At 58.8% G+C, this 11,037-nt stretch carries 12 protein-coding genes; 4 read left to right on the forward strand and 8 right to left on the reverse strand.

The genetic code is table 11. The features are described from left to right. Positions 1–166: 166 nt before the first annotated feature. Together VJ604_RS07225 and VJ604_RS07230 are read right to left on the reverse strand one after the other, a co-directional pair. Positions 167–1,045, reverse strand: coding sequence for a TPM domain-containing protein (locus VJ604_RS07225; RefSeq protein ID WP_324081115.1), 879 nt, complete (start codon positions 1,043–1,045; stop codon positions 167–169). Positions 1,046–1,261: 216 nt separating this feature from the next. Beyond that, positions 1,262–1,849, reverse strand: a complete 588-nt coding sequence (locus tag VJ604_RS07230; RefSeq protein ID WP_414652398.1) for a LemA family protein — start codon at positions 1,847–1,849, stop codon at positions 1,262–1,264. Between the two features lie 239 nt (positions 1,850–2,088). Between VJ604_RS07230 and VJ604_RS07235 the strand changes: the two genes are divergently transcribed. Then, a complete protein-coding gene (locus VJ604_RS07235; protein WP_324081119.1) occupies positions 2,089–2,901 on the forward strand; it encodes a hypothetical protein in 813 nt (270 codons plus the stop codon). 96 nt (positions 2,902–2,997) lie between these two features. After that, positions 2,998–4,281: an O-acetylhomoserine aminocarboxypropyltransferase/cysteine synthase family protein gene (locus tag VJ604_RS07240; protein WP_324081121.1), complete on the forward strand. Its 1,284-nt coding sequence runs from the start codon at positions 2,998–3,000 to the stop codon at positions 4,279–4,281. 131 nt (positions 4,282–4,412) lie between these two features. Here the strand turns inward: VJ604_RS07240 and VJ604_RS07245 are convergent, their stop codons facing one another. From VJ604_RS07245 to VJ604_RS07255, 3 genes are all read right to left on the reverse strand, one after another. Beyond that, positions 4,413–5,288, reverse strand: coding sequence for a pseudouridine synthase (locus tag VJ604_RS07245; RefSeq protein WP_324081123.1), 876 nt, complete (start codon positions 5,286–5,288; stop codon positions 4,413–4,415). A gap of 82 nt (positions 5,289–5,370) precedes the next feature. Further along, entirely contained in the window at positions 5,371–6,318 is a 948-nt protein-coding gene (locus tag VJ604_RS07250) for a carbohydrate kinase family protein (RefSeq protein ID WP_324081125.1), read from the reverse strand. Then, the gene (locus VJ604_RS07255; protein WP_324081126.1) at positions 6,315–6,722 is read right to left on the reverse strand and encodes an NUDIX domain-containing protein; all 408 of its coding nucleotides are present in this window, start codon (positions 6,720–6,722) and stop codon (positions 6,315–6,317) included. Before VJ604_RS07255 ends, VJ604_RS07250 begins: the two co-directional genes overlap by 4 nt. Positions 6,723–7,008: 286 nt before the next feature. Here VJ604_RS07255 and VJ604_RS07260 point away from each other — a divergent pair, with 286 nt between their 5' ends. Both VJ604_RS07260 and VJ604_RS07265 read left to right on the forward strand, forming a co-directional pair. Beyond that, on the forward strand, positions 7,009–7,209 hold the full coding sequence (locus VJ604_RS07260) for a hypothetical protein (RefSeq protein ID WP_324081128.1): 201 nt from the start codon (positions 7,009–7,011) through the stop codon (positions 7,207–7,209). 129 nt (positions 7,210–7,338) lie between these two features. Beyond that, positions 7,339–7,869 (forward strand): VOC family protein, encoded by a 531-nt coding sequence (locus VJ604_RS07265; RefSeq protein WP_324081131.1) that lies wholly within the window; start codon positions 7,339–7,341, stop codon positions 7,867–7,869. A 6-nt stretch (positions 7,870–7,875) separates the two neighbouring features. Here VJ604_RS07265 and recG read toward each other — a convergent pair whose 3' ends face one another. From recG to greA, 3 genes are all read right to left on the reverse strand, one after another. Continuing rightward, positions 7,876–10,185 carry an ATP-dependent DNA helicase RecG gene (gene recG / locus VJ604_RS07270; RefSeq protein WP_324081133.1) on the reverse strand — a complete coding sequence of 770 codons (2,310 nt, stop codon included), beginning with the start codon at positions 10,183–10,185 and terminating at the stop codon, positions 7,876–7,878. A gap of 177 nt (positions 10,186–10,362) precedes the next feature. Then, positions 10,363–10,554, reverse strand: coding sequence for a DUF1858 domain-containing protein (locus VJ604_RS07275; RefSeq protein WP_324081135.1), 192 nt, complete (start codon positions 10,552–10,554; stop codon positions 10,363–10,365). Between the two features lie 134 nt (positions 10,555–10,688). Further along, a partial coding sequence (gene greA / locus VJ604_RS07280; protein ID WP_324081137.1) for a transcription elongation factor GreA occupies positions 10,689–11,037 on the reverse strand: 349 nt, incomplete at its 5' end.

Raw genomic sequence — 11,037 nt, forward strand, 5'->3', positions numbered from 1 at the left:
AGCGCCCCCAGTTTCTCTGCCTCACGGTAGCGCTCGCTCTCCGGCACTACGATGACGGCGATCTCGCCGCTCGACGCGGTTTCGGCCTCGGCCACCGCACGCCGGATTGCCTCCGTCTGCCGCTCGTCAAAATACGAGGCAGCTATCTTCAAACGCGACCTGTCCATCACCAGTCCCCCGAAGCGCCGCCACCACCGAAGGTCCCGCCACCGCCGGAAAAGCCTCCCCCGCCTCCGGCGCCACCACCAAAGGATCCACCACCGAATCCGCCGCCGAAACCGCCGAAGAAGGGTCCCCCTCCGGAGAAGCCGCCACGGCCTCCGGCGGAAAAGAGGAAGGCCAGGAACAACCCGAGCAGGAAGCCGGCAAACCCCAGCAGGCCGAGTACCACCATTGAGAGTCCCGAAAACGAGATCGCGGCGGCCACCGGCAGTCCGACGGCGCCGGCAAGGCCACCTAAAATCCGCGAGATGCCACCCAGGAAGACCGAGGCAACTGCCACGAAGATAAGCAAGGTGAAGATCGGATTGGCGCCCCGCTTGCCGTGCCTGATGTCCTGGGGCTGTGCGGCATATTCGCCGCGCACGACGGCCATGACGGCGTGCACCCCGGCAGCGACCCCACCATCGAAGTCGCCGCGCCGGAAGGCGGGGGAGATTTCATTGCGGATGATGCGGCCGGATACCAGGTCGGTCAGCCGGTCCTCCAGCCCCCGGCCGACCTCGATGCGGATCTTGCGGTCGTTCTTGGCAAACAGGAGCAGCGCGCCGTTGTCTTTTCCCTTCTGGCCGAGCTTCCAAGCCTCCACGACTTGGATGGAGTAATCCTCGATCGGTTGCCCCGAGAGCGAAGGAACCGTCAGCACCACGATCTGCGTTGAATCACTCTGCTCGAAGGCCGCCAGTTCCTGCGAGAGCTGGCTTGCAGCCTGCGGCGAGAGCATGGAGGCGTAGTCGTTCACGTAGCCGCGCAGAGGCGGCACCTCAGCGGCCTGGCCGAGCGAGGAAAAGACCAGCATCATCAGTGCGACGAACAGCACGCGCATCAAAGGACCTCTGTGGATAAAGCGCTCGCCCACCGCGCAGCGACAACACGGGCGTAAAATGTCCGAAAAGGTTTAGGCCGTTCGTGCTGAGCCTGTCGAAGCACCCGTCCGAGTGTTTGCTAACTCCGAGCAAGCCAACTACCTGCTACCCTTCGACAGGCTCAGGGTGAACGGCTCCTACTGCCTAGACCACCCCAAGACCAAGGAGAAAGGAGGTCAAAATTTAACCTTCGGCGCCTGCCGCGCCCCCTCTTCCGCTTTGAAAGGCTCCTTGCGGGAGAGGTGCAGCAGTAGCGAGTTGGTCATGGAATTCGGGAACACCCGGATGGTGGTATTGAAATCCTGCACCGCCTGGTTGTAGCGCACCCTCGCCACATTGATCCGGTTCTCGGTCCCCTCCAGCTGGTTCTGCAGATCCATGAAGTTTTGGTTCGCCTTCAGGTCAGGGTAGCGTTCCACCACCACCATCAGGCGGGAAAGGGCACCGGAAAGTTCCGACTGGGCCTGCTGGAACTGCTGCAGCTTCTGCGGGTCGTTGACCGTGTCCTTGGAAAGCTGCACGGACCCGACCTTCGCCCGGGCCTGGGTGACCGCCACCAAGGTTTCCGACTCATGCTTGGCGTATCCCTTCACCACTTCGACCAGGTTGGGAACCAGGTCTGCCCGGCGCTGGTAGGCAGCCTCGACATCGCCCCAGGCCGCGAAGACGGCTTCTTCCTTGGCCTGCATGGTGTTGTAGCCGCACCCGGACAACTGAAGCAGACCAGCCAAAAGCAGTGCTACACCCAACAAACTCTTTATCATTTTCCTCATAGTCTCCTCCCAAAGATTGCATGACGTAATCATAATCACTGAAATCCGAAATGTCACCCTCGTCAGTAATTTTTCCTGTCATTAGCGGGATAACGAGTGAGTAACATTTTTGCGGATGTGCCAAGCCGAGTCTCTACTTATACGGTAATATAGACATTTATGTGATCAATTGATTCATGAGGAGGCAAAATGGCGGGGCCCGCAAGGAACAGATGCGGAAGGAGGCAGCGGTGAAAAGGATACTGGGCCTGGTTCTGACGGCACTACTGGCGGCTTGTGCAACGCCCGAAGGGATGAGAAAGGTCACAAGCAGTGACAAGGTGGTCTACGATCTCCCCAGTGAAGGGGTGGACGAGGGGGACATCTCGGGAGTCACCTTCGACATACGCCCCTTCGAGTGCGTCCGTTCGGGGTACAAGTACGTTCGCGACACCAAGCTGATCAGAAAGAGCGACGACCGCTGCGCCGTGAACTTCATGACCTACATCACAACCGCCGACAACACGCGCACCACTCCCCAGATCGCCTATGACACCTATCTGTTCAGCGTCACCAAGAGCCGGGAGAAGGGGTTCACCAGGGTGGAGTTCAAACCGCTCTACGAGGGTATGCCCCCCTACCGCAATTTCGGCAGCACCCAGATTTCCCCCCCGCACAGCGTCGAAAACGCCCTCGAGGTCCTGGCCACCTCGGGTGTGCTGGTCTATCGGTTCCAGGTCGCCTCGCCGATGAGCAAGACGGAGGTAACCAACAGCTTGCAGAAGTACTTCAAGCAAAAGAGCTATGGTCGTCAACCGGTTACCGTCATGAACCGGAGTTTCTCCACTGCGTACCTCCTGCAGTCAGGGGAGAACACCATCGCCACATTTTATATAACCCTGCAGCCGCTGGAAAAGGGAACCCAACTCGAGGTGATCACCACGCTGCGGCTGGCGCCTGATGACAATTACCACGTCGACGCGGTGGGGCAGGTCAGGGACCTGAAGCGAGTAATCGCCGACGCGGTAACACCTGTCCCGCCGGAGAGCGCCCCTGGTCACTAGCCATGATCTATATTTCTCATTATTCCCCTGCAAACCGTGCGACAATCTGCTATCATGCGCCGTCGTCGGCTGGATATCACTTCAGGAGGAGAGTTGATGAAAAAAGATTGGCGCATAGAGACTCAGGCGATTCAAGGCGGATACACCCCCAAAGACGGTGACCCGCGCATTCTTCCCATCGTGCAGAGCACCACTTTCAAATTCCAGAGCGCTGACCACGTGGCGAAGCTGTTCGACCTGGAAGTTGGCGGGCACTTCTATTCCCGGCTCAGCAACCCCACAGCGGAAGGGTTCGAAACGAAGATAGCCACCATGGAAGGGGGCGTCGCTGCCATGGCCACCTCCAGCGGCCAGGCGGCCTCCACCATCGCCATCATGAACATCTGCCAGGCCGGCCAGCACGTGGTCGCCGCCAGCACCCTCTATGGGGGGACCTACTCCCTCTTCGCCAACACCTTCCCGAAAATGGGTATCGAGGTGACCTTCGTGGACCCGGAAGCCGATGCGGCGACCATCGAGGCGGCCTTCCGCCCCGAAACCCGCGCGCTCTTCGGCGAGACCATCGGCAACCCCGGCCTCAACGTGCTCGACTTCGAGAAGTTCACGGCCGTCGCCAAGAAAAAGCAGGTGCCCCTCATCATCGACAACACCTTCCCCACCCCGTACCTGTGCAGGCCGATCGAGCACGGCGCCAATATCGTCATCCACTCGGCGACCAAGTACATCGACGGCCATGCGACCAGCGTGGGGGGCGTCATCGTGGACGGCGGCAACTTCGACTGGGGTAATGGGAAATATCCGGAGTTGACTGAGCCTGATTCCAGCTACCACGGCCTCAAGTATCTGGAGACCTTCGGCCACCTCGCCTACATCGTGAAGGCCCGGGTGCAGTACATGCGCGATCTGGGCGCCTGCGCGGCTCCCCTCAACGCGTTCCTCTTCAATCTCGGCTTGGAGACGCTGCCTCTTCGCATGCAGCGCCACAGCGAAAACGCCCTCGCCCTCGCCAAGTACCTGGAAGCACATGAGTCGGTAAGCTGGGTCAGCTACCCGTGGCTGGAAAGCCACAAGACCCATGACCGGGCGAAGAAGTATCTCCCCAAAGGTGGAAGCGGCGTACTGACTTTCGGAATCAAGGGTGGTGCTGAGGCAGGCAAGAAGTTCATGGAGGCCTGCTCGCTGATCGCGCTGGTGGTCCACGTCGGTGACGCCAGGAGCTGCGTGCTACACCCGGCCAGCACCACCCATCGCCAGCTGTCAGCCGAGCAGCAGATCGCCTCCGGCGTCACGCCCGACCTGATCAGGCTCTCGGTCGGTATCGAGCACATCGACGACCTGATTGAGGACGTCGAGCAGGCGCTTAAAGTCAGCCAGGCGTAAGTTTAGTCCCCTTTCCTTCCGGGAGAGGGTTAGGGTGAGGGAAGCATCGACGAAGAAACGAGGCTGCCCTCACCCGGCCCTCTCCCGGTGGGCGAGGGGGAGTTGGCAGAAGAGATATGAGCTACACGACACTAAGTCGGCCAATTGAGTTTCCACTCACTCCTAAACTCCATCAGCTCTCCGCTCACAGGATCGCGAAACTTCACTTTTTTTGCCAACAACTGAAGCGGGTTTGCGAAGTCGTCCTCCGATTCCGGCTGCAACTCCGGATAGTAGCGGTCATTTAGGATCGGGAATCCGACGCAGTTCATGTGGACCCGCAGCTGATGCGTTTTCCCGGTCAGCGGCTGCAGTTGAAAAAGCCCCCTCCCCTCTCCTACCTCCGCCATCCGTATGACAGACCGAGCGTTTGCTTCGCCGTCAACCACACGCATCCTGAACCACGGCTCGCCTTGCACCAGCCTATTCTCCACTCTCCATTCCCTTTGAACAGGCTGTTTGTCGACCAAAGCCACCGCCTCATAACACTTCTCAACCTCGCCGTCCCGAAAAAGCCGATAGTAGTTGTCCCTCGTATTTCGGTCAGCGGAGAAGAGGACGAGGCCGGCTGTCTCACGATCGATCCTGTTAATGGGAACGAGGTCGTGGTTGCCGGTTTTCTTTCGCAAGCGGTTCATCAGGCATTCAGCCACGAAAGGTCCGGTCGGGTTTACGGGAAGGAAGTGAGGTTTGCACGCCACGAGCAGATGGTCGTTGTGAAAGAGGATCGATTCGGCAAAAGGGATCACCCTCTCCTGCTCGACCTCACGCTGATAGAAGATCTTGAGACCAACACGATAGGTGGTGTTGATGGTGACGACGTTGCCCGATTCATCAACGATCTTCCCCTCTGAAAGCCGCTTTTCCCAAACTTCTGGTGAAACGTGGGGAAACTTGGCGATCAGAAAGGCAAGGATTGAAGGAAAAGGCGGATCGACTGCGGGAAGAGTGACTTTGGAAAGGTGCATTTATAACCTGCAAGGTGTAAGCGATAAAATTTCGGGTCCGTTCGCCCTGGGCCTGTCGAAGGGGATGCAGCTAAGCGACACCCTACTCTGCCAGTGATGCACCCCTGGATGAGAGAAAGTCCTCTGCCTCAAACAGGGAAGGCAACGCGGCACGGCCACCGATTTTTTGCGTACTCATAGCGGCAACTGCGCTCGCCACCACGGCACACTGCTTCAGCGACCATCCTTGAACCATGCCAAAGAGGAACCCTCCATGAAAGGCATCCCCTGCTCCAGTGGTATCGACCACGGACGGCATCAAAAAAGGAGGTTGGTGAAAGCTCTCGTCCCCCCTTTGAAATACCCAACAACCCTCAGTTCCAGCGGTTATCACAACAATGCTCGGGCCGGCTTCCATGAGTTTGGCAGCGGAGGCTTCTACATCGTCTCCTTCACCGGAAAACGAGGAGGCGAATTCGCGTGCGACGATGCAGATGTCGGTCAGGTTTAAGAGCCGGTCCAACTCCGGCCGGTACCTGTGAGCGCCACCATCGAAAGAGACAAGGACGCCACGACTTCTGGCCAGCCTTGCCAGGGAGAGACAGCTTTCGAGATGTCTCCCGTTCAGGTGAAGGATCTTGGTGGAAAGGACATCATTTTCAGAAATGTCGTCGGGGAGGAGATCTCCGGCGGAGCCTGGAGCATAGGTGATGGCCCGGGCTCCGTCGTTCTTTCTGATCAGAATGGACGCTATTGAGGAGGACGAAGCTGTTGAACTGACAATGTGCTCGGTGCAGACGCCTTCCCGCCGGAACTCTTCCGCTATAACATCTCCACGCCAGTCATCTCCCAACCTGTCCAGCATGGCCGTCCGCGCGCCAAACCGAGCCAGGGCGACCATCGCCGTCGCGACCGGGCCTCCACCTGCCAATGATGATTCATGCGCGCGTTGCACCATTTCCTGCCCCGGGAACTCTTCCACCAACATCAAAAGGTCAAGAGTAGATACGCCCAGCCCGACAACGTCGTATTTGGTGGTGGAGTCTGTCATTTGCGGCGAGATAGAAAAGGTGCCTTCTCGAAGAAGGCGCTTATAGTGGCATTGAATCCAAACGCTAGCTCAGTCGACGCAGCCTGTTCCTCAGAGAACCAGGCCAGCTTCTGTCCCTCTGTCAGTGTTATACCAGCTATGTCCAGATCAGCTTCCATCCAGAAGGTATATTCCAGCCGGTCAGGAAATCGCTTGACCTGAAAAAGCTCATAATTGGAGATAGCCAGTCCGAGCTCTTCCTCAATCTCACGCCTGATACACTCCGCAGGAGTCTCGTCACCTTCCAGGTTCCCACCAGGAATGTCCCACATCCCGGGGTACTTGATCTGCGGCTTGTCATCCCGCAAGAGAAGCAGGATTTCGCGATCACGATTGATAATGAGAAGAGAAGCACCAACGGCCATTACGGTTCAAACCTCCTGAATGTAGGTCGAATCGTAGGTCACCTCATAGGCGGTGTCAATCAATTTGCACGCATGGTTGATTTGCTTTGGACGAAGACCGGGTGAGGGATGATGAGGTCGACGATCTCGGGTCTGGAAATGGCATGGCCAGTAAGAGTAGAATGAAGGGGTGAATATGGAATCCCTTAGGTCCCTGGAGGGCGTAGGTGGCCCCATAGAATCACCTAAAGAGATGGCTCCACCTTTAACGGCTACGTAAACGGCAAAAAGGTAAAGGAGGCATTTTATGGAAAAGGATCTACTCCACAACAAGGAATACGACCTGGTTAGCGTCATTTACAACGCCTCGCAGGCCGCCGACACCTGCCGCCAGTACATGCAGGACGTACAGGGCGATCAGGAGTGCGAAAGCTTTTTCAACAACGTGATCGATACCAACGCGCAACTGGTACAAAAAGGGAAAGACCTCCTGAAAAACAGGCTGTAAAACAGCGAGTCCCGGTGGAAAGCATCTGATCTGCCGGGACTTTTTTCGTGAGGAGCCGAGGAAAGAAGGTACAATCATCTGGAGGGACCTAGAAAAACAGCACGAACGGCAGCAAAAGGGGGGAGCGCGATGGAAATGAAAGCAGCGAAGATCACACCGTTTCTCTGGTTCAACAACAACGCCGAAGAGGCTGTCAAGTTCTACACTTCCGTGTTCCCACATTCGAAGGTGGTAATGACAACCAGATATACCGCCGAGGGCGCAGAAGTATCCGGGATGCCCAAAGGAAGCGTGATGACGGTCTCCTTCGAATTGCAGGGCCAAAAGTTCGTGGCACTGAACGGCGGCCCGCACTTCAAATTCACCGAAGCCGTGTCCTTCGTGGTTAACTGCGACTCGCAGCAGGAAATCGATTATTACTGGGAAAAACTGTCTGAAGGTGGCGATCGGAAGGCGCAGCAGTGCGGCTGGCTCAAGGACAAGTACGGCCTTTCCTGGCAGATCGTCCCGTCCAATTTGGGAGAACTCCTCAGCGATCCCGAACCGGGAAAGACAGCGAACGTGATGAAGGCACTGATTCGTATGAAAAAGCTGGACGTGGACGCGCTGCAAAAGGCTAAACTGAACGGGCAGGTAGAGTACCCGGAATTCCAAAACTAAAATTCATCAGCCGATGGAGGCGAGTTCCAGCCTGCCGCCCCAGCGGGCCATCAACTCGCCGCGCAGCCGCTCGTGACCGGGAGCGTTGAGGTCTGGGTCGGCCTCCACTAAAGAGAACGCTTCCTTCCTTGCCTGTTCCAGGACACCTCCGTCCCGCAGGAGGTCGGCCACCTTCAGCTCGGGCAGACCTGCCTGGCGGGTACCGAGGAAGTCACCGGGACCGCGAATGGATAGATCAGCCTCGGCGATGCGGAAACCGTCGTTGGTTTCCACCATCACCTGCAGTCGTTTGTCGCCATCCTCGGAGCGGCGGTCGCCGGTCATCAGGATGCAGCGCGACTTTTCACTCCCCCGCCCTACCCTGCCCCGCAACTGGTGCAGCTGCGACAATCCGAACCGCTCGGCGTGCTCTATGATCATGACGGTGGCGTTGGGTACGTCAATGCCGACCTCGATGACCGTGGTGGCAACCAGGATATCCACCTCTCCCGCCTTGAACGACAGCATGGCCGCTTCCTTTTCGGCTGCCGACATCCTGCCGTGCAGCACCGCCACCCGCAAATCCGGGAAGATGTCCTCGTCGAGGTGCGCCGCCATCTGCACGGCTGCCTTCAGATCGCTCTTCTCCGACTCCTCGACCAGTGGATAGATGACGTAGGCCTGCCTCCCCTTGGCGATCTCCTCACGCACCAACGCGTAGACGTCCCTGCGCCGTGACTCGCGCGCGATGCGGGTCTCGATGGGGGTCCTGCCGGGGGGGAGCTCGTCGATGACGGAGAGCGACAGATCGCCGAAAACGGTCATGGAGAGGGTGCGCGGAATGGGGGTGGCGGTCATCACCAGGATATCCGGATTTTGCCCCTTACGCTTCAAAAGCGCCCGCTGCACAACGCCGAAGCGATGCTGCTCGTCGATCACCCCCAGCCCCAGCCGATGGAATTCCACCTTTTCCTGGATGACGGCGTGTGTGCCCACCACAATCCGCGTCTCGCCGGAGGTGATCTTCCTCAGGGCGTCTCCCTTCCCTTTCACGCTGGCGGTCAGCAGGTCCACTGTTATTCCCAACTGCTCGCAGTAATGGTGGATATTGAGGTAGTGCTGCTCGGCCAGCAGTTCGGTGGGGGCCATGATGGCCACCTGGTAGTCGTTCTCGACACAGATCAGCGCAGCGAGCAGCGCCACCAGGGTCTTTCCGCAGCCGACATCCCCCTGTACCAGCCGGTGCATCGGGTGGGGTGCAATCATGTCCTCCTTGATCTCGGAGAGCACCCGCCTCTGCGCGTTGGTCAGGCTGAAGGGGAGAAGTTTGAGCAGTTCCTTGGTGTAGCGGTGGGTTACCTTGAAGCTGATACCGTCCTCAAGTGCGACGCCCTGCCTCTTGAGCGCCAGACCAAGCTGCAGGAAGAACAACTCGTCGAAGGCCAGTGATCGGTGCGCAGCTCCCTTTCCTTCGTTCAGTTCGGCCACCTTGCTGGACGGGTCGGGTGCATGGGCTTCCCGCAGCGCAACCGGCAGAGTCATGAGCCGGTGACGGTGAACGATGCTCTCAGGAAGGGAGCCGGTCAGGTAGCGGCTGAAATGCTGCACCGTCTCCTTCATGATCTTGCGCATGAGCTTCTGGCTCACCCCCTCGGTGAGCGGGTAGACCGGGAGAATCCTGCCGAAATTGTCGGGATCCCTCGCCATCACCTGGGCAAGGTCCTCCCCCTCCCCGGCCCACTCCACCTCGGGATGGTGCATCTCCCGCTGGAAGCCGAACTGGGCGACGTCGCCGATGAAGATGCCACGCCTGCCAGGGATCCAATGCTTCTTCATGAAGGTAGGAAGGAAATGGAACCACTTGAGCGTCAGGCTCCCGCTGTCGTCCTTCACGATGACCTCGAAGTACCTCCTGCCACCTTTGGTGGTCTGCGGTTCAGCCGAGACCACGGTGCCGAAGAAGGCATAGGTGGCCCCCGGGCGCAGATCTGTGATCCGCTTCAGGTCGCGGCGATCCTCGTAGCGGTTGGGGAGCAGGTAGAGGGCATCTTCGACCGTGTCGATCCCCTTTTTGGAGAGCGCCTCGGCGAGCTTGGGGCCGACTCCCTTTATGAAGCGCATGGGGGTCTTCAGCTGCTCGTTGGCGGGGGTAGAGGTCGAGGGAGCCGTCTTGGCGGCAGGTTTCTTTTCGGGCTTCGGTTGCGGGACGGGAGAAATGCGCAGGACACCGTCGACGAGTTCGACGTTCAGAGGGTCGCCCGCTTTAAGCTGGAGGGAATCCCTCAATTCCTTGGGGAGCTTGATGGAGCCGTCTGCTGCGAGAGAGAGGGTCGGCATGAGAGGAAACCCGTCCAGAGCTAGGCTGCTGCGTTGAAACAGCTAGAAGCAAATCCCCCCTGCCCCCCATTATCCTGGTGGGGACGTGAAGGCGGGAGATGATCGCTTGTCAGGAACGCAAATCCCCCCGAGTCCGCTGTCGATACAGAAAGGGACCCGGGGGGAGGTTTGGGAAGGTTAGGCGAAGAGAGCGTTGATGTCGCGGACGATGTCCTCGACGTTGATGCCGTGAGCGGCGCAGCCCTGCTCGAGGGACTCGTTCTGAGCGCCCATGCAGCCGATGCAGCCGAGGTTGTATTTGCTGAGGACCTTCACGACGTCCGGGTGCATCCTCATAACAGCAGCAAAAGTCATGTCCTTGGTTACCATTGAAACCTCCGTTTCAGTCTCGCGTATCGCGTTTGTAGGGGCTGGTGGTATGACCGCCCGTGTTTGGCACGTATGGCCGAGGCATGGAGAGAAATGGTGCGGTGGCAGCCCAGCGGCTCGCCACTGTCATCATCCTACTCGTAGCGGATCTCGATGATCTCGTACTCTTTGGTGCCCGACGGCACGCTGACCCGCACTGTGTCGTCCAGCTTGTGCCCGATCAGGGCCTTGCCGACCGGCGAGGTGCAGGAGATCTTGCCCAGCTTGATGTCGGCCTCGTCCTCGCCCACGATCTTGTAGGTGATCTCCTCCTCGGCGGAGGTGTCGTAGACGGTGACCGTGGCCCCGAAGACCACCTTGTCAGGCTTGAGGTTGGACAGGTCGACCACGTAGGCGCGCGCCAGCTTGTCCTGCAGCTCGGCAATGCGTCCCTCGATGAAACCCTGACGGTTCTTGGCAGCGTCGTACTCGGCGTTCTCGGAA

Origin of the sequence: Geomonas sp. (genome assembly GCF_035254065.1) — a bacterium.
Taxonomy (GTDB): domain Bacteria; phylum Desulfobacterota; class Desulfuromonadia; order Geobacterales; family Geobacteraceae; genus Geomonas.

Coding starts and splice junctions, on each gene's coding strand:
- VJ604_RS07225 (WP_324081115.1), bottom strand. CDS start 1,045: ATGCGCGTGCTGTTCGTCGCACTGATGATGCTGGTCTTTTCCTCGCTC.
- VJ604_RS07230 (WP_414652398.1), bottom strand. CDS start 1,849: ATGATAAAGAGTTTGTTGGGTGTAGCACTGCTTTTGGCTGGTCTGCTT.
- VJ604_RS07240 (WP_324081121.1), top strand. CDS start 2,998: ATGAAAAAAGATTGGCGCATAGAGACTCAGGCGATTCAAGGCGGATAC.
- VJ604_RS07245 (WP_324081123.1), bottom strand. CDS start 5,288: ATGCACCTTTCCAAAGTCACTCTTCCCGCAGTCGATCCGCCTTTTCCT.
- VJ604_RS07250 (WP_324081125.1), bottom strand. CDS start 6,318: ATGACAGACTCCACCACCAAATACGACGTTGTCGGGCTGGGCGTATCT.
- VJ604_RS07255 (WP_324081126.1), bottom strand. CDS start 6,722: ATGGCCGTTGGTGCTTCTCTTCTCATTATCAATCGTGATCGCGAAATC.
- VJ604_RS07260 (WP_324081128.1), top strand. CDS start 7,009: ATGGAAAAGGATCTACTCCACAACAAGGAATACGACCTGGTTAGCGTC.
- VJ604_RS07265 (WP_324081131.1), top strand. CDS start 7,339: ATGGAAATGAAAGCAGCGAAGATCACACCGTTTCTCTGGTTCAACAAC.
- recG (WP_324081133.1), bottom strand. CDS start 10,185: ATGCCGACCCTCTCTCTCGCAGCAGACGGCTCCATCAAGCTCCCCAAG.
- VJ604_RS07275 (WP_324081135.1), bottom strand. CDS start 10,554: ATGGTAACCAAGGACATGACTTTTGCTGCTGTTATGAGGATGCACCCG.